Source organism: Paulownia witches'-broom phytoplasma, assembly GCF_019396865.1.
Lineage (GTDB): Bacteria > Bacillota_I > Bacilli_A > Acholeplasmatales > Acholeplasmataceae > Phytoplasma > Phytoplasma asteris.
Window position 1 is genome coordinate 92,757 of sequence record NZ_CP066882.1, and the last position, 16,976, is coordinate 109,732.

Below are 16,976 nucleotides of genomic sequence, written 5' to 3' on the forward strand. Positions count from 1 at the left end.
CAAACATTTATTCAATTAAAAAACAAGGAGTTATACAATTATGAATACTTATTTAGATTTATGTCGTTTTATTTTGCAAAAAGGCAGTTTTAGAAACGACCGCACTAATACAGGTACCAAAAGTGTTTTTGGCTACCAAATGCGTTTTAATCTTGAAGAAGGTTTTCCTTTGTTAACTACTAAAAAAATGAATCTTAGATCAATTATCCACGAACTTTTATGGTTTTTAAAAGGGGATACTAATATTTGTTATTTGGTACAAAACAATGTTAATATTTGGAATGAATGGCCTTATCAAAAATATAAACAATCAGCTTTTTTTCAAAATGAAACATTAAAAGAATTTGTAGAAAAAATTAAAAATGATCCTCTTTTTGCCATAAAGCACGGTAATTTAGGTCCTGTTTATGGTAAACAATGGCGCGATTTTAATGGCGTTGATCAAATCAAATTTTTAATTTCTGAAATCAAAACCAATCCCAATTCCAGGCGTTTGATTCTTAATTCTTGGAATCCGCCCTTATTAAACCAAATGGCATTGCCACCTTGTCATGTCTTAATTCAATTCTACGTTCATCAAGGCAAACTCTCCTTGCAATTATATCAACGTAGTGGAGATGTTTTTTTGGGAATACCTTTTAATATCGCTTCTTATTCTTTATTACTTATGATGGTCGCACAAGTAACTAACTTACAACCTTACGAATTTATCCATACTTTAGGAGATGCCCACATTTATTCCAATCACCTTGCACAAGTTCAGACCCAAATTCAAAGAACTCCTAAAAAATTACCTCAAATGATTTTAAATCCTGACATCAAAAATATTGATGATTTTAAATTTAGTGATTTTACTTTGCAAAATTATCAATGTGATGGCATTTTGAAAGGCGATATTGCTGTATGATTAATTTAATTACTGCCTTTGACGGCAATTATTTGATTGGCAAAGACAACAAACTACCTTGGCATTATTCCCAAGATTTACAATATTTTAAAAAAATTACCCTTAATCAAAATGTTTTAATGGGGTATGAAACTTATAAATCCTTAAAAAATTATTTCAAAAATAAGCCCTTTAATTTTAAAAAAACTTATGTAGCATCTTTAAAACATGATTTGGAATTGCCTAATTGTACTGTTGTTTCTGATTTGCAATCCTTCATGGCAAGTGATGCTGTCCAAGATATTTTTATTATTGGCGGAGGAAAAATCTATCAACAAACCTTACCTTGGGTAACAACTTTATACATCACCCACATTTTACAAAGACATCAAGGAAATGTTTTTTTTCCCAAAATTGACTTATCACAATACCAATTAATCCAAAAAGAAATTCACCCACAATTAATTTTTGCCGTTTATCAAAAGAAATTAGATACGCCCAAATGTTAACTTTTATTTTTGTTTTCGTTTGGCTAACATTTGTTTTTTTGCAAACTTCCAAAACTATGCTAGTTGATTTTTCTTTTTGCTACAAACTGCCAGTTAATTTAATTTTGGGCTTGTTGTTTGCTTTTTTAATAACGTTTATAATTTTGGTTTTTTGCCTCGTTTTAATGACTTTTTTGCCCCATAATCATTATTTTAAAGGATTTGTTTCGCGTAGTTTGTCGCGTTTTGTCAACCGTTTTTTAAGAATTAAAGTAGTAGTTCGAAATCCTCATTTAATCCCTTCAAAAGAAAACGTTGTTATTTATGCCAATCACAAGTCATACACCGATCCTTTTGTTATTACAAGTGTTATTCCAAGAACTTTATCATTTGCTCCCAAACAAAATTTTAATTGTTTTTTTGGAACTGCATGGTTTTTAAAATTAGCTTTTTTATCTTTGGATTGTATGGTAATCTCAAGGGATGATATCAGAAAAACTGCCCAAAATTTAATAAAGGCAGTGCCTAAAGTTAAAAATGGTATGGCAATGGTAGTTTTTCCTGAGGGAGGCATTAAAGATAGAAATAACGAACAAGCAATGCCACTTTTAGGAGGAGCTTTTAAAATTGCTTGCAAAAGTAAATCTTCTATTTTGCCTTTAACTATCAAAGGAGCCAGTCAAATCAAAAATAAGCGTTTTTGGCAAAAAAAAGTAGTAGAAATAATTATTCATCCTCCTTTAAAATACGATCATTATTGCAATACAAATATGCATCAAGTAGCTATTGATGTGCAAAATATTATCAACTCTAGTTTTAATCAAAATAATTATATTTTAACTTATTTTGATGTTATAATAAAATAGATGCTTAAAGAAATGCATAAAAAAAGAAATATTTTTTTAATAAAGAAAGGTTTTATAATATGATTATTTTTAAAACAACTGCTTATTTTAATCCCCATTTAGATGATTTATGTTTTTTTGAAGAAAAAGAAGGCATCACTAAAAAATTAGTTTCAGCTTTAGAACCAAGTAACAAACAATCAGGACCTGTTGATTTATTTTGTCTTTCTTGGGCAATTTGTTTTTATAAAACTTCTAAAAAGATTTTAGCAGAACAAGTCTATACAAATAAAGATTTAAAAGTAAAAGTAACTTTAGAAATGCAAAAAGATGATAAAGGTTTTTATTTTAAACCTACTGCTATTTTAGGAATTCAAGATATGACGCTGGAACAAACTGAAATAATCGCAGATGCAACTCATAAAAGATGCCCTATTTCTCGTTTAATTAGTGCTGATGAAAATGTTTCTGTTAAAGTTGCAAATTACAATGAATTGATTACAGAATAAAAATTTTTCATGATATAATAAAAAAACACCTTTTAAAGGTGTTTTTTTATTATATAACTTTGAAATTATAAATGTTTAAATGATCAAAATTATTCATGGTAAATTTTTTTTAAATTTTTATTTTTGTGAATAATTTTTTTTATTAAAGGGTTAAAAACATAATTATTATATTTAGCATCCGAAACTATTTCTTTTAAAAAAATGATATTCAATTGTAATAAATTTTTGGTAATGTTGGCATCTTTTGTCAAGGAAAAAGTTTTGTGAGGATTTTGCAAAAAACTTTTTAATATTTCTTGTTCTAAATTGCTACAAGACAATAAATAATTTATAATTTTGTTTTTAACATTTTTACGATAAAAATAATTCATTATAAAAATAACTAAAAGACAAATAAAAACAATAAAAATAAATTTAAAAAAGATACTTTCAAACATTATTTTATTTGCCTTGTTTCATGCTGTTCATAATTTGACGAATTTGTTTTTCAGAAGGGGTACGACCCATTTGGCGAAACATTTCTTTGATTTGTTTTTCACTGATGGGAGGATTTTGTTGTAAATGTTTTTTAAACCCATGAAACATTAAAAAAGCTCCTAAAACCCCGCCTAATAAAAATCCTATAATTGGATTTACATATAACCAAATATTGTTCATTTTGAACTCCTTTTTTATTTTTCTTTTTTGTTTTTTCCTTGGTGAAAGTCTAAATTTTTTGATAAAATTGAATTTTTTTATTACCGTATTGTTTTTCTTTTTGTAAAACAAATTCTTTAATTTGTGTAGGCAAAACAATTTTGCGATGTAATTCACAAATAATAATGCTATTTTGATGTGTTAATTTGTCTAAATATTCAAAAGCAGGTAAATAAAAATCTTTAAAATAAGGAGGGTCTAAAATAATAAAATCAAAAATCAAGTTGGCTTTTTGGAATTTTTTTAAAGCTTGAATAAAATGGCCATAAAAAATAATGCTTTGTTCTAAATCCAGTTTTAATTTTTGGTGGTTTTCTTTTAAGGTTTGAAAAGCTTTTAATGAAGCATCCACAAAATAGGCTTGTTTAGCATCTCTGCTTAAAGCCTCAAAACCATAAGAACCGTTGCCTGCAAATAAATCTAAAAAGATTTTGTTTTGGACTGAGGCTCCAAAAGTATTAAAAAGAGATTCTTTGACCAAAGAGCTAGTGGCTTTGGTGTGAGGTGATGGCACTAGTTTGATTTTGTGTCCTTTGAATTTTCCTCCGATGATAATTGTTGTCTTTGTCATGAAAATATTTTTCTTTTGATGGAGTTTTTCAAAGAGGATAAAATTTCTTGGTAATTGTAAGGCAAAGGGGATCCTTTTTGGCTGAAATAATCAAAATTACTTTTAAGAAGTTCATATACGGCTTGATTGAGGTTAAAGTAGGCTAGCTTTTGAAAATATTTTATTTGGGAAAAATTTCGTTGAGGTTCTAATTTGTCACTTAAAAATACAATTTTATCGCAATAATTCATTTTTTTATCACCCCAAACATGTTTTTTGATGGCATTAAGAATAGTGACATTTGTGATGCCAAATTCTTTTTTTAAGATGTTTGCAGCAGATAGAGCGTGAAAAATAGCAGGCGTTTTGCTGTATTTTTGGATATTGGCTTGAGTAAGATAGGGTTTTTGTTGTTCTAAGGTGTCGTTTTTGGTGTAATCATGAAATAAAGCTGCAATTTGAATAGGCAACAAAGGTTTGTTATAATGTCTTGCCATTTTGGTAGCAGTGCGATAAACTCTTATAGTGTGTTCTAACCGCAAAGGATAGTTTTTTAATTTAGTTTCGACAGCTTGACGAATTTTGTGTAACAACATATTATTTTCATTTTCCTTCAAAGTCTTGAAATTTTTCTTTCCAAAGGTGATAATCTTGTTTTTTGAGATTGGTTAAAAACTTTTTTTCACGATAAAAACGATTGAATTTGGTAAACGCGCTTTCTTGAAAGCGATTTAGGGGTTTTACCAATAAAGAACAAAAACCTGCTTGATTAGCTCCTTTGATATCTGTTTGAAGTTGGTCTCCTATCATCAACATTTGTGTGGGTTCCAATTTGAGAAGTTGGCATGCTTTTTGAAAAGCTGTAGGGGATGGTTTTTTTTTTAATAAATTTAAATATATAAAAGTAAAATCATTTTTTAAAACTTTGTGGAGGCGTTTTTTAGAGGCATTAGAAAGAATAACGACTTTGAAAATAAGAGATAATTTAGTTAAAAGGTTTTTAATTTGTTCATCTAAAATATCTTTGTTGCATTCAATTAAAGTATTGTCTAGATCAAAAATTAACGCTTTAATGCCTTGTTTTTGAAACAACTCAAAAGGAATTTGCAAGACACAAGGAAAATAGTGTTGAGGAATGAAAAGTTTGTTGGGGCAAGTCATTTTATTGGACATCTACAATTTTGACTCTAAAAGTGTTTCCAGTTTCGCCGGTAACAAAAACAACATCTCCTATTTGGTGCCCTTTGATATTTTGTCCTAAAGGAGATTCAATCGAAATTTTGTTGGTAAAAGGATCTGCTTCCAAGGTGCTTACTAATTCAATTTCTTGTTGTTGTTTGGTGTGTAAAAGCTCCAAAGATACTTTTTTGCCAATACTTACTTCTCTTTCTTTGGAAACTTTAACTACGCGGACATTTTTTAAAATATTTTGGATTTCTGAGATGCGATGTTCTATTAAAGCTTGTTCGTTTCTAGCAGCATCATAATCAGCGTTTTCGGATAAATCTCCTTGTTCGCGCGCTTCTTTTAAAGCTTCTAAATTTTCTTTTCTTTTAACTTCTTTTAAAAAAGTTAATTCTTTTTTTAATTTTTCTATTCCTGATTGGGTAAGTTCATAAATTTTATTATTCATAAATAAAAGACCTTCTTTTTTTATTTTTTGATGGTTTTTCAAAATTCCTAAATTATTTTTTGAGATAAGAAATAATCAACCCATCACCTACATCTTGAAAAGTGGTGCAAAAATCTGGGTGATTTGTTAAAAAAGTTTGAAAATTATGCATTTTTTTGAAAATTCCTTGATTATTTTTAGTCGTTTTGGCTTTTTTAAAACAACTTAAATTAAGGTTATCAAAAACGATAATGCCTTGTTTTTTGAGTAAAGGAGCATATTTGCAAAATAACTTTTGATATTGGGCTTTGGCAGCATCAATAAAAATTAAATCATATTTTTTTAAATTGCAAGTAGGATAAATTAACGCCTCTGCCCAAATTACATTTATGCGATAGGGAGTTTCTTTTAAAAAGTTTTTAGCTAAATTATAATTTATAAAATCTCTTTCTAAAGTATCAATTTTAGTGCTAAGAGAGCTCATAGCCAAAGCGCTATATCCAATGGCAGTTCCGATTTCTAAAATATTTGTGATTTTGTTTTGTGAAATTACATCAAGTAACAAAGCTAATCCTTGGTCTTGGATAATGGGGATTTTGTTTTCTTGGGCGTATTTTTTTAATTTTTGTAAGTTTTTTTCTTTGTTAAAACCAAACATTTCAATGCTCTTTGTTTGGGTGTAATTTGATATAATCGAGATAATTTTGTAAAATGATGGTTGCTGCAATTTCGTCTTTCATTTGCAAAATTTTGCCCTTTTTTTTGTTATTGGTTTTTAACATTTGGAGTGCTTGTACGGTAGATAAACGTTCATCCCATAAAATTACTTTTACTTGCTCAAACTTGTTTTCTAGCGTTTTTTTAAAATCACTACTTATTTTGGCTTTAATTCCTATGTCGTTGTTCATGTGTTTGGGGTATCCCAAAACAATTGTTTTAATTTGATATTGAGAAATGATTTCTTGTAAAGGTGCAATCAATCGATCGTATTTGTGGGTGGCAAAAAAAATAGTTTTGAGGTTTTGGGCAATAATTCCTGTTTGTGATAAAGCGATACCTAAAGTTTTTTCACCTAAATCCAACCCCAAAGATGCATTATTTTGGCAGTTTAACATAATAAAACATTCTCATTTGTCAAAAAAATGGTTTAAATGATAAAAATTATTCTTTTTTTCTTGGTTTTGGTTCAACTTCATTTTATCAATTTTTTTGTGTTTTTGGGCAAATAATTTTATTAATAATTGTTTAAAAGATTTGAAAAATAGTGGGTTTGGGGTTTCAAAAGGGTTTAATTTTAATTTTTCTTCTGCTTTGATTATTTTTTTCTTTTTTATTTTGTTGTTTTTTGTCATTTCGAACACCTTTTAACAATTTTTAGGAATTTTTAGGAATTTTGATTATTTTTAATAATTTTAGGAATTTTTTCCTTTAGGATTTTTTTATTATAAATTTTTTAAACAGTTTAATTTATTTCTAATTTGGTTTTTACAAAATTAAGCACTTGTTCTAAATTTTTAGTTTTTTTGGTGCCCCCTTGAGCTAAACTAGCATTGCCACCACCAGAACCACAAACCAAGGATACAGCTTCTTTAATCAAATTACCTGCATGTAGAGTTTTGCTTTTGCATAAAAAAACAATTTTTTCAGGTTGCACATAAGATAAAAATAAAACTTCTAAATGGTATTTATCAAAAATATGATTCATAAAAAATTTGAGAACTTCTAAAGGTTTTTCTTCTTCAATGGTTAACATCATTTTTTTGGTAATTTGTGGTGGTACAAAATTAGATTCTGCTTGTACCATATTTTTTTGATGATATTCTAAAACTTTTTTTTCAAAAAGAACTAAGGCTTGTTGTTGTGCTTTGATATGTTTTTGATAATTGAGAATATCTTGATAACTTTGGGTTATTGGAGGAAAATTTTTAACATCAAAAATGAGGTTTTGCGTTTGTAAGGATTTTGCTTTTTGGGTTAGTTGGTGCAAGTCGTTTTGGTAAGGAACTAATTTGGCGTTGAGACTTTCTTGGCAATTGTTATTACAAACTGCCTCAATGCGGTAGATACCAGAGCTAATGCTTTCGCATGACAAAATAGTAAAATGTTCTAAATCTTTAGTATTTGTGGCATGTGTTCCTCCGCATAAATCCACTGAAAAAGTATCAATACTTACGATTCTTACTTTGTCTTTGTATTTGGCTTTTTGATTTTGTTCTAGAAGAGTGGTGTATTTTTTTTGGGCGTCTGGGATTGAAAGTTGTTCAATTTTGACTGGAACACTTTTTTGAATTAGTTGGTTTACTTCTTTTTCTATTTGTAATAAAGTTTGGGGAGTAATTTTTTCAAAATGATTAAAATCATAACGTAAAGAGCTAAATCCCACTGATGAACCTTGTTTTTTGAGGTGGCTGCCTAATTGTTTTTGCAAAACTGCTTCTAAAAGATGTGTTGCTGTGTGATGATAAGAAATTTGATTACGTTTAGTCTTTTCAATGCAGGCATAAACTTCTTGACCTTCGCAAAAGTTGCCTTGAACTTCGTGCAAAATTTGTCCGTTTGGTAGTTTAGTTATTTTGGTAACTTTGGTGTTGTCAATCCAACCTTCATCTTCTATTTGTCCTCCCATATTAGCATAAAAAGGTGTTTTTTCAAGCACTATTCCTTTGTCAAAAACTTTGATTACTTTGGTTTTGCAAGTAAAATTTGTATAACCTATAAATGCGCTGGGAGTTAAAAATTGGAGAAATGCTTCTTCTTGCTTATTCATGTGTGTTTGCGATGTTTGATTTTGTTTACTTAAATTTTGGTGGTCGTGGAGTAATTCTTGGAATTTTTGGTAGTCTATTGTAATGTTTTTCTTTTTAGCATAATCCAAAATTAAATCTTCAGGAATGCCGTAAGTGTCGTATAATTTGAAAAAGTTTTGTCCTGATAAAGTGTTTTGGGTGAGATGTTGTAAAAAAGTTTTTTCGGCAGTTTTGAGAGTTTGTTCAAAAATATTTTCTTGTTGCAATAGCACTTTGGCAATCATTTCTTTGTTGGTACATAGTTCTTTGTAAAAAACTTTCATCATTGCAACTGTTGGAGGCACTAATTGATGTAAAAAAGGTTTGTCTAAACCTAGTTTTTTGCCTTCGTTAGCAGCTCTTCGTAATAATTTTTTTAAGACATAGCCCCTTTTTTCGTTAGTAAGGACTGCTCCGTCATTGATTGCAAAAACCAAAGTTTTTAAGTGATCTGCAATAATTTTAAAACTTTCTTGTCCTGTGTATTTGATTTGTGTCTTTTTTTCCAAAGCTTTTATTAAAGGAAAGAAAAGGTCTGTTTCAAAATTGGTTTTGGTGTTTTGCAAAATACAGGCTAAACGTTCTAAACCAGCCCCAGTATCAATGTTTTTGCTTGGTAGTTCTTGATATTTTTCGATAGGTAATTTAGGGTCGCAATTATATTGAGAAAAAACAATATTCCAAATTTCGATAAAGCGGTCGTTTTCTAAATCTTGGATAATTAGTTCTTTGTTGCGAGGGTCAAAAGTTTTTCCTCTATCAAAAAAAATCTCGGTGCAAGGACCAGAAGGACCAGGACCTATTTGCCAAAAATTGCTCTTTAAAGGAATAAGGTGGTTTTTTTCTACTCCTAAGTCAAGCCAATATTGATAAGTATCTTGGTCTTGAAAAAAATAAGTGATGTAGAGTTTTTCTAAGGGAAAAGCAAACCATTTAGGCGAAGTTAACAACTCAAAGGCGTAGTGGATAGCTTCTTTTTTAAAATAATTTCCGATAGAAAAATTGCCTAACATTTCAAAAAAAGTATGATGGCGCGAGGTTTTTCCTACGTTTTTGATGTCGTTGGTACGAATACATTTTTGCACGTTAGTAATGCGTCTAAAAGGAGGTGTTTGTGTGCCATCAAAATATTTTTTTAAAGGGGTAATGCCTGCATTAACCCATAATAAGTTAGCTTCGTTTCGTGGTATCAAAGAAGATGATTTTGCGATGTGATGGTTTTTGCTTGCAAAAAATTTGAGCCACATTTGTCTAATTTCAAAAGATGTCATTATAAAAACTCCTTTAATTGGGTGAAATTTGGGGTGATATTTGATATTAATTTGGTCTTTGATTTGTTCTTTTGTGATACAAATAATAATTAGTTTATTAAAATGCGTTTTGAATTAATTTTGATTTGTGATATATAATTGATATCTAACATGTGTATAAAATGAAAAAACCGATCAAACTTAATTTTAACATTTTTTTATGGCTTTTCGTTATTTTTTTTTGCATTTTTTCGTTATTTTTTTGACTTATTTTGGTTTTGCAAAAGCTAAAAATATTATTTTTTAATTGTTGATAATTATAAAAAGGATTGTTTTAAAAAATGATATAATTTAATTGTTGTTTTAAAATAACAAAATAATTTTAATTTAACATTTTTTATTAATTTATTTCGATTTTTTATTAATTTAATTTTTTTCTTTTTTGAGTCAAAAACAAATAATTATAATCATACAAAAAACAAAAAGTGAAGGTATCAAAAGTGAAAATCACATCTTTTTACAAATTTTTTAATTCTTCATTTTTTTCAATTCATTTTATTAAAATTAAAAAAAATTTAAGCTCGTTATTGTTAGTGATTTTTTCTTCAATAATTTTAATTTGGGGGCTTTTTGATAGTTGTTTGCAAACGCATCTAGACTCATTTGCTTATTGTAAAAATATTTTTCATTATACAAGACAAAGTATTTTTTTAATTTTGGTAGTTGCAATAATTGCTTTAACTAAATATAGAACTACTAAATTTTATCAAATATTAAGTTTTGTTGCTTTGGTAAATATTTTAATTATAAGTTTGGTTTTTTGTGATTTTATTGAAGACCACAAACAGCATTTTATTTCTGCAAATTGGCAAATGCAGCTAATTCCTTATTATTTGCAATATGTTTTTGCCCCTTTGATTTATTGTTTTTATGTGTGGAAACGACCAATTACTTTTTTGGGTTGGAAAAAAGTATGGATAGTTTTTGTTCATCCTTTTTGCTATTTTTTGTTATCTGCTATTATTTTTGGTTTTAAAGCGGATTTGAAATCGCATTTTATTAATCCTTATTACCAAAACAATTTAACAGTAGCTTATTTTAAACTTTTTGTCTCTTTTTTGCTTTTGGCAATGGGTTTAATCGGAGTGCAAAAAATAAAAATTCATCCTTTTTATAAAGGTGCACTTTTAGTGCTAGGAGCATTTTTGATTTGTGTTATTCCTAGGGAAACAAGTGATTGGAATCATGCCAAAGAATTGGTGTTTTACCCTCAACAAATGGGTTCTTCTCTTTTTCCTGAATCACAAGATATTGCTAAACAATTAAGTAATTTAGTGCTTGAATTTGAAGGAAAACAAGACACAGGTTTAAAAACAGGTGAAAAAATTTTGGAACTAGGAGCAGGCAGTGGTAATGTTACTAAATATTTAGTACAAAAGTTTGGAGCCCAAAATGTTATTGCTTTGGAATATGATAAAGAATTATGTAATGTTTTGATAAATAAATTTCCAGGTTTAACAGTTATCGAAGGAGATGCTTGTAATTTTATTGAATTGTTAAAGAAGCAAATTGATGAAACTCAAATAAAACAAATAAAAGGGATAGTTTCTACTTTGCCTTTGAGTATTTTTTCTCAAGAACAATTGCAAGAACTAAATAAAAACCTTGCCACAGTAATTAAACAAAATAAGATTAGGTTTGTTGAATATCGCTTTTTGCCATTTTTACGTGAAAAACACATTATTGGAGATGGTGTAGAAGAAATTCAAGATACTAAAAATCAAATTTTTGTTTCTAGTGCAATTTTACCAACCAAAGTTTTTATTTTTGCTGATACTGATGTTACAAAATAATATCATTTTATAAAATAAAAAGTTAACTTATTTTAAGTTAACTTTTTTATATTTTAGGGATTTGGCAATATTAATTTAATATGCGTTTAATTGCTTGTTCTAAAAAATGTTTATTGATTTGGTCTTTGTTATTTCTGATAGCCAAAATTAAAGCCTCATTGAGAATGGCTGCAAGTTGGGCACCTGATGCACCTTCAGTAATTAAAGCTAATTTGTAAAAATCAACATCCAAAGAAATATTTTTATTTTTAGCATGAACTTTTAGAATAGTTTCTCTAGCTTTTAGATTAGGTAAATTAATTTTGATTTTACGGTCAAATCTACCTGGACGAATCAAAGCAGGATCTAGTATATCTATTCTATTAGTAGCAGCAATAATGATGATTTGTGAAAGTTTAAAAAAACCATCCATTTCTAATAAAAGTTGGTTTAGGGATTGGTCGTGTTCTCGTGATTCTATGATGGAGTTGTTTTTTCTTTTGGCTCCTAAAGCATCTATTTCATCAATAAAAATAATGCAAGGAGTAGTGCTTTTGGCTTTTTGAAATAAATCTCTTATTCTAGAAGCTCCAACGCCTACATAAACTTCGACAAATTCAGAACCAGAAACAGCATAAAAAGGAATTTTGACCTCATTAGCTAATGCTTTTGCAAGTAAGGTTTTTCCTGTTCCTGGAGGTCCTTCTAATAATACTCCTTTAGGAATTGCAAAGCCCATTTTATAATATTTTTGAGGATGTTTTAAGAAATCTATTAATTCTTGGATTTCTTTTTTTTCTTCTTCAAGACCTGCTACATCTGCAAAAGTTATTTTGTCTTTGGAAGAATCAATGTTTGTATTAAATTTATTTATTTTGTTTGATAACATTTGTTTAAGATGAATTAAAATATAAAATCCAAAAATAAAAGAAAAAAGATAACTTATAAATTTGAAATATAATTCTAAAAAATTAAATTGGATATTTTCTTTGACTTCTACCAAAACATCTTTATATGAATGAAAAGCATATACTAAATAATCATAATTGGAGGCTGCCATTTTACAATAATATTTTTGATTATCAAAACTTTCTGCTTGGATTAAATAATGTTCTTTGTTCCAAATGCTGTATTGGCTTTTATAAGTATAATGAATTTTTTTAATTTCGTTGGCTTTAAATTTTGCAAATAGTTCGTATATATTTATTAAAGAAGCGTTTTTTAATTGATTTTTTTCTATCCAAAAATATGATAATTCTAGACTAATTAAAAATAATAAAATTAAAGATAATGGCAAAATAAAGCAGATAATAATTTTGTTTTTGTTAAAAAGTTTGAAAAACACTAAGTAAGTCTCCATGATGAAATTTATAAAAGAAAAGGTTATAAAAAAATTATTTTAATTAAATTTGTGTGTAATTAAATTAATAAAAGTGAATAGCGCACAAAAATTTATGTTGTTTGGGTTGAAAAAAAGATTTTCCAAAATTTAATTTTCCTTGGAAAAACCATATAAAAATTCCATATTATCTTTAAGACGTAAATTAATTAAATAAAATAAAGCTCCTATGATGGTATTACTTACAATAACTGATGAAAAACTATAAATAAGATTAAGCGACCAAGAATAAGAAGGACTTGGGATGAACCACTTTAAAAAAGTTTTTTTGGCAAAGTTTTCTTGTAATAAATTAATAAATAAAATGCTTGAAATAATTTGAACTACACTAATTAATACTAAAGTTATTATAATAGGTGTTTTTTTGGTGAGATGATTTAAGTTTTTTTGATAAAATAAGCCCGAAAAAGAGCAGACAATATAGGGAAGAAAAAATCTGTAAAGGAAAATAAGGGCTTTGCTTGCATGTTCGTTTTCGTGGTCATGACTGTGATTATGATTTTCGTGTGTATGGTGTAATAACACTTCCATAAAAGAAAATTCCAAAACATAATGAATTAAAAGATAAAATAAACTAGCCCAAAATCCGTATTTAGGTCCAAAAAGATAACCTATTAAAATGATAAAAATTAATTCAATGCGAAAAAAAGCATAATTGCAAGGGATTGTTGCATTAATAGTATAACGAGAAAGAAGTTCCAAACCAAAAGCCAAAAATAATAAGAAAGAAATGGCAATGATTTTTCTTAAAACATTTTTTTGATTATTTAACATAAATATACCTTCGATTTTATTTTCATATTTTATTTTGCTAGTTTTTTGTGTAGTTTTTTCGTTGTTTATCTTTTTTTGATAGTCTATATAAAAATTTTTCAATTTAGAACTATTTTAGTAATTGCTAATAATTTAAATTTTTAAGTTTTTCTTCTAAAATACCTTCTTTAAGTAAGCTTAAAAAATCATCATTAGTAGCATCCAAAATATAAAAACCTATGTTTGTTTTTTCCAAAACTTCTTGTATTTTTTCAGTTTGATAAGTTATTCCTTCAAAAAGTTTGCTAAATTGTTCTAAATTATCTTCTTTGTGAAAGAAATCTCCAATCAAAGTCATTTTTTCAATTAAACCAAATCTAATATCTAAAAAAATTTCTAATCCTCCCCAAGAAAAACGTTTTTTAAGTATTTGGGTGTGATGGGGTTGGGTTAAAAATAAAAATTCATTGGAAGCAAATTTGAGAGAATCTTTTTCTATTGATTTTATTTCTTGGTCACTAAGTACATAAGTTTGGTCAGTTAAAGCCTCAGTTAAATACTGCATTAACTTTTCTTGTGACATATCTGGAAGATAGCCTTTGAGGTTAGTTACTCGGGAACGTACACTTGCAATTCCTTTAGAAATTAATTTTTGGTCGTTTGGAGTAATTGTGTTTATCATAGTTTGAAAATCGCAATTATAAAGAAGTGTTCCATGAGTTACCATGCCATTTTGGTTTTGCATAAAGGCATTTCCAGAAATTTTTTTGCCTTCTAGTAAAATGTCGTTTCTGCCACTAAATTCAACATTAAGTCCTAATTTTTGTAATGCAACGACAATTTTAGCTAAAAAAGGTTTAAAACTGAAATTTTTTTCTTTTTTGGCAATAATGCTAAAAAGAGGAGTTTGAGGATCATTATAAACACATCCTCCGCCAGTAGGTCTTCTAAATAAATGAATTTTATGTTCTTTGAGGTAATCTAAATTAACTTCGTTTTCAATTATTTGATTTTTCCCAACTACAACTCCTTTGATTTTCCAAATAAAAAAGAAGTTTTTTTCAGGTTTTTGCTTTAATAAATGATTAAGGGCGTATTGTTCTAGGGCGTAATAAAAATAAGGTTTAAGGTCGCAGATGCGATTAATTTGAATCAAAATCATAATAAAATCCCCTTTTAAAGTATTATAAAGTATTATAAAGTATTATAAATGTTTTTTCCAGTAATATTATATCATTTATCAGTTATGTAGACTCATATTAATCTTTTTTGCCTTTTTTCTCTAACTCCAAAATCAAATCTCTTAATGTAGCTGCTTTTTCAAAATCAAGGGTTTTAGCAGCTTCTTTCATCATTTTTTGTAAACGTTTAATTTCTTTATTTTTAGCTGTAATATTTGTATGTGTTTGCAACTTTTTTTGTCCCTTAACTTTACCATTTTCATTTTCATTTTGGGCACTTTCTTTTTGTTTGATTGAAATTGTTTCTAAAATAGTTTTGTTAAGAGCAGTTGGTGTTACTTTCATTGTTTCGTTGTATTGTTGTTGGATTTTTCTTCTACGATTAGTTTCTTCAATAGCAATTTGCATAGCAGGAGAAATACAATCAGCATACATAATAGCTTTGCCTGTAATGTTTCTAGCTGCTCTTCCAATAGTTTGGATAAGGCTTCTTTCGTTTCTTAAAAAACCTTGTTTGTCAGCATCCAAAATAGCTACTAAAGCTACTTCAGGTAAGTCAAGTCCCTCCCTCAAAAGATTAACTCCCACCAAACAATCGTATTTTCCCAACCTTAGATCTTTTAAAATTTCAAGTCTTTGTAAAGATTTAATTTCACTGTGTAAATAAGCTACTTTGATGCATAAATTTTTTAAATAAGCAGTTAGGTCCTCGCTCATATTAATAGTTAAAGTAGTTATCAAAATTCTTTGATTATTTTTAGTTTGGTGTTTAATTTCAAAGTAAAGGTCATCCATTTGGTTGTGGGTTGGTCTTATTTCAAGTTCTGGATCAAGGACAAAAGTAGGTCTTATAATTTGTTCTACAATGGGGATTTTTTTAGTTAATTCATAGTTGCCAGGAGTAGCTGAAAGATAGATAACTTTATTCATTTTGGCTTGGAATTCATGGAATTTTAAAGGTCTGTTATCAAGGGCACTTGGTAGTCTGAAACCGAAATTTACTAAGTTGGTTTTACGAGAAAAATCACCAAAATACATTCCTTTAATTTGGGGAATAGTTACATGAGATTCGTCAATAATGGTTAAAAATTCATTTCCAAAAAAATCAATTAAAGTTGATGGTGCCTCGCCTTTTTCTTTGAGTGCTAAATGTCTTGAATAATTTTCAACACCATTGCAATTGCCTATTTGTTCTAACATTTCTAAATCATGTAAAGTGCGCATTTTAATTTTTTGAGCTGCTAAAAGTTGGTTAGTTTTTTCAAAATGACTAATTTGTTCCTTTAATTCTTGGCGAATTCTTTTGATACTTTCTTGTAATTTTTGGGTATTTGTAGCATATAGACTAGCAGGAAAAAGAGTAATTAATTTAAGATTCGTAATTGCTTTGCCATTTAAAACATCAAAATTTTGAATATTTTCAATTTCATTGCCAAAAAAAATAATGCGGATACCAATTTCTTTGCTAGATGAGGCAATAATTTCTATAATGTCACCTCTTACTCGAAAAGCTCCTCTTTGAAAATTAATTTCATTTCTTTGATATTTTAATTCTATCAACTTGTTAATTAATGCTTGCCTTTCGTACTTATCTCCAATTTGTAAATGTAGTGTTGATTTTTGATAATCTTTAAGGTCGCCTACTCCATAAATGCACGAAACCGAAGCAACTACAATTACATCATCGCGGTTAAGTAATGAACCTGCGGCACTATGACGCAACTGATCAATTTCATCGTTGATTTTGGAGTCTTTTTCAATGTAAGTGTCGCTTGATGCTACATATGCTTCTGGTTGGTAGTAATCATAATAAGAAATAAAATATTCTACGCGATTGTTGGGAAACATGGCTTTTAATTCGTTGTAGAGTTGTCCTGCTAATGTTTTGTTGTGAGCAATAACCAAAGTTTTTTGTTGTAAATGTTGAATAATATTTGCAATGGTAAAAGTTTTTCCAGTGCCAGTAGCTCCCAAAAGAATTTGTTCTTGTAAACCTTGTTTAAAATTATTAACCAATTTTTGAATTGCTTGGGGTTGGTCGCCACTTGGTTTTAAAGAACTTTGCAATTTAAATAAATTTGTTAAACTCATTTGTTGCTCCTTGCGTTTGTTTTTTTATTTTGGTGATTTTTGGTTTTTAATTTCAAAATATTTAGATGGTTGTTTTTCTGTGTTCCAAAATTTTTGTC

The 16,976-nt window shown here is 28.3% G+C and carries 19 protein-coding genes; 5 read left to right on the forward strand and 14 right to left on the reverse strand.

What is annotated here, in order from left to right:
- The first annotated feature begins 40 nt into the window (after positions 1–40).
- Genes HGD80_RS00490 through HGD80_RS00505 form a run of 4 tightly spaced genes read left to right on the forward strand, consistent with a single transcriptional unit; the run spans position 41 to position 2,728 of the window.
- Positions 41–907 (forward strand): thymidylate synthase, encoded by an 867-nt coding sequence (locus tag HGD80_RS00490; RefSeq protein ID WP_219475030.1) that lies wholly within the window; start codon positions 41–43, stop codon positions 905–907.
- Positions 904–1,395, forward strand: a complete 492-nt coding sequence (locus HGD80_RS00495; protein ID WP_219475033.1) for a dihydrofolate reductase — start codon at positions 904–906, stop codon at positions 1,393–1,395. Before HGD80_RS00490 ends, HGD80_RS00495 begins: the two co-directional genes overlap by 4 nt.
- Positions 1,389–2,240, forward strand: a complete 852-nt coding sequence (locus HGD80_RS00500; RefSeq protein ID WP_219475035.1) for a lysophospholipid acyltransferase family protein — start codon at positions 1,389–1,391, stop codon at positions 2,238–2,240. Before HGD80_RS00495 ends, HGD80_RS00500 begins: the two co-directional genes overlap by 7 nt.
- A gap of 59 nt (positions 2,241–2,299) precedes the next feature.
- Positions 2,300–2,728, forward strand: coding sequence for an OsmC family protein (locus HGD80_RS00505; RefSeq protein WP_219475038.1), 429 nt, complete (start codon positions 2,300–2,302; stop codon positions 2,726–2,728).
- A gap of 89 nt (positions 2,729–2,817) precedes the next feature.
- Here HGD80_RS00505 and HGD80_RS00510 read toward each other — a convergent pair whose 3' ends face one another.
- From HGD80_RS00510 to alaS, 10 genes are all read right to left on the reverse strand, one after another.
- Positions 2,818–3,165 (reverse strand): super-infection exclusion protein B, encoded by a 348-nt coding sequence (locus HGD80_RS00510; RefSeq protein ID WP_219475041.1) that lies wholly within the window; start codon positions 3,163–3,165, stop codon positions 2,818–2,820.
- A 4-nt stretch (positions 3,166–3,169) separates the two neighbouring features.
- Positions 3,170–3,385 carry a YneF family protein gene (locus HGD80_RS00515; RefSeq protein ID WP_219475044.1) on the reverse strand — a complete coding sequence of 72 codons (216 nt, stop codon included), beginning with the start codon at positions 3,383–3,385 and terminating at the stop codon, positions 3,170–3,172.
- Positions 3,386–3,434: 49 nt separating this feature from the next.
- A complete protein-coding gene (gene rsmD / locus HGD80_RS00520; RefSeq protein WP_219475046.1) occupies positions 3,435–3,995 on the reverse strand; it encodes a 16S rRNA (guanine(966)-N(2))-methyltransferase RsmD in 561 nt (186 codons plus the stop codon).
- A complete protein-coding gene (gene yqeK, locus HGD80_RS00525) occupies positions 3,992–4,570 on the reverse strand; it encodes a bis(5'-nucleosyl)-tetraphosphatase (symmetrical) YqeK (protein ID WP_219475047.1) in 579 nt (192 codons plus the stop codon). The genes rsmD and yqeK overlap by 4 nt, the downstream gene beginning before the upstream one ends.
- A gap of 7 nt (positions 4,571–4,577) precedes the next feature.
- Positions 4,578–5,147, reverse strand: a complete 570-nt coding sequence (locus HGD80_RS00530; RefSeq protein ID WP_219475050.1) for a YqeG family HAD IIIA-type phosphatase — start codon at positions 5,145–5,147, stop codon at positions 4,578–4,580.
- The gene (gene greA, locus HGD80_RS00535; RefSeq protein WP_219475051.1) at positions 5,137–5,607 is read right to left on the reverse strand and encodes a transcription elongation factor GreA; all 471 of its coding nucleotides are present in this window, start codon (positions 5,605–5,607) and stop codon (positions 5,137–5,139) included. The genes HGD80_RS00530 and greA overlap by 11 nt, the downstream gene beginning before the upstream one ends.
- A gap of 52 nt (positions 5,608–5,659) precedes the next feature.
- A complete protein-coding gene (locus HGD80_RS00540) occupies positions 5,660–6,244 on the reverse strand; it encodes an O-methyltransferase (protein WP_219475053.1) in 585 nt (194 codons plus the stop codon).
- Between the two features lies 1 nt (position 6,245).
- The gene (gene ruvX / locus HGD80_RS00545) at positions 6,246–6,701 is read right to left on the reverse strand and encodes a Holliday junction resolvase RuvX (RefSeq protein WP_219475055.1); all 456 of its coding nucleotides are present in this window, start codon (positions 6,699–6,701) and stop codon (positions 6,246–6,248) included.
- Between the two features lie 12 nt (positions 6,702–6,713).
- Complete coding sequence (locus tag HGD80_RS00550) at positions 6,714–6,938, reverse strand: hypothetical protein (protein ID WP_219475057.1); 225 nt, start codon at positions 6,936–6,938, stop codon at positions 6,714–6,716.
- A 110-nt stretch (positions 6,939–7,048) separates the two neighbouring features.
- Positions 7,049–9,643, reverse strand: coding sequence for an alanine--tRNA ligase (gene alaS, locus HGD80_RS00555; protein ID WP_219475058.1), 2,595 nt, complete (start codon positions 9,641–9,643; stop codon positions 7,049–7,051).
- Between the two features lie 572 nt (positions 9,644–10,215).
- On the opposite strand from alaS, the gene HGD80_RS00560 reads away from it, so the two are divergent.
- On the forward strand, positions 10,216–11,475 hold the full coding sequence (locus HGD80_RS00560; protein WP_225904379.1) for an rRNA adenine N-6-methyltransferase family protein: 1,260 nt from the start codon (positions 10,216–10,218) through the stop codon (positions 11,473–11,475).
- A gap of 70 nt (positions 11,476–11,545) precedes the next feature.
- On the opposite strand, the gene HGD80_RS00565 is transcribed toward HGD80_RS00560, so the two are convergent.
- The 4 genes from HGD80_RS00565 to uvrB all read right to left on the reverse strand — a co-directional run bounded on the left by HGD80_RS00565 (position 11,546) and on the right by uvrB (position 16,878).
- Positions 11,546–12,799: an AAA family ATPase gene (locus HGD80_RS00565; RefSeq protein WP_225904380.1), complete on the reverse strand. Its 1,254-nt coding sequence runs from the start codon at positions 12,797–12,799 to the stop codon at positions 11,546–11,548.
- 144 nt (positions 12,800–12,943) lie between these two features.
- The gene (locus HGD80_RS00570; protein ID WP_225904381.1) at positions 12,944–13,729 is read right to left on the reverse strand and encodes a hypothetical protein; all 786 of its coding nucleotides are present in this window, start codon (positions 13,727–13,729) and stop codon (positions 12,944–12,946) included.
- 22 nt (positions 13,730–13,751) lie between these two features.
- Positions 13,752–14,768 (reverse strand): lipoate--protein ligase, encoded by a 1,017-nt coding sequence (locus tag HGD80_RS00575; RefSeq protein WP_219475064.1) that lies wholly within the window; start codon positions 14,766–14,768, stop codon positions 13,752–13,754.
- Positions 14,769–14,865: 97 nt separating this feature from the next.
- Positions 14,866–16,878 (reverse strand): excinuclease ABC subunit UvrB, encoded by a 2,013-nt coding sequence (gene uvrB / locus HGD80_RS00580; RefSeq protein WP_219475065.1) that lies wholly within the window; start codon positions 16,876–16,878, stop codon positions 14,866–14,868.
- Positions 16,879–16,976 lie beyond the last annotated feature (98 nt).

Excerpts from the sequence above, each read along its gene's own strand:
- HGD80_RS00490 (WP_219475030.1), top strand. The coding sequence starts at position 41 with ATGAATACTTATTTAGATTTATGTCGTTTTATTTTGCAAAAAGGCAGT.
- HGD80_RS00495 (WP_219475033.1), top strand. The coding sequence starts at position 904 with ATGATTAATTTAATTACTGCCTTTGACGGCAATTATTTGATTGGCAAA.
- HGD80_RS00500 (WP_219475035.1), top strand. The coding sequence starts at position 1,389 with ATGTTAACTTTTATTTTTGTTTTCGTTTGGCTAACATTTGTTTTTTTG.
- HGD80_RS00505 (WP_219475038.1), top strand. The coding sequence starts at position 2,300 with ATGATTATTTTTAAAACAACTGCTTATTTTAATCCCCATTTAGATGAT.
- HGD80_RS00510 (WP_219475041.1), bottom strand. The coding sequence starts at position 3,165 with ATGTTTGAAAGTATCTTTTTTAAATTTATTTTTATTGTTTTTATTTGT.
- HGD80_RS00515 (WP_219475044.1), bottom strand. The coding sequence starts at position 3,385 with ATGAACAATATTTGGTTATATGTAAATCCAATTATAGGATTTTTATTA.
- rsmD (WP_219475046.1), bottom strand. The coding sequence starts at position 3,995 with ATGACAAAGACAACAATTATCATCGGAGGAAAATTCAAAGGACACAAA.
- yqeK (WP_219475047.1), bottom strand. The coding sequence starts at position 4,570 with ATGTTGTTACACAAAATTCGTCAAGCTGTCGAAACTAAATTAAAAAAC.
- HGD80_RS00530 (WP_219475050.1), bottom strand. The coding sequence starts at position 5,147 with ATGTCCAATAAAATGACTTGCCCCAACAAACTTTTCATTCCTCAACAC.
- greA (WP_219475051.1), bottom strand. The coding sequence starts at position 5,607 with ATGAATAATAAAATTTATGAACTTACCCAATCAGGAATAGAAAAATTA.
- HGD80_RS00540 (WP_219475053.1), bottom strand. The coding sequence starts at position 6,244 with ATGTTTGGTTTTAACAAAGAAAAAAACTTACAAAAATTAAAAAAATAC.
- ruvX (WP_219475055.1), bottom strand. The coding sequence starts at position 6,701 with ATGTTAAACTGCCAAAATAATGCATCTTTGGGGTTGGATTTAGGTGAA.
- HGD80_RS00550 (WP_219475057.1), bottom strand. The coding sequence starts at position 6,938 with ATGACAAAAAACAACAAAATAAAAAAGAAAAAAATAATCAAAGCAGAA.
- alaS (WP_219475058.1), bottom strand. The coding sequence starts at position 9,643 with ATGACATCTTTTGAAATTAGACAAATGTGGCTCAAATTTTTTGCAAGC.
- HGD80_RS00575 (WP_219475064.1), bottom strand. The coding sequence starts at position 14,768 with ATGATTTTGATTCAAATTAATCGCATCTGCGACCTTAAACCTTATTTT.
- uvrB (WP_219475065.1), bottom strand. The coding sequence starts at position 16,878 with ATGAGTTTAACAAATTTATTTAAATTGCAAAGTTCTTTAAAACCAAGT.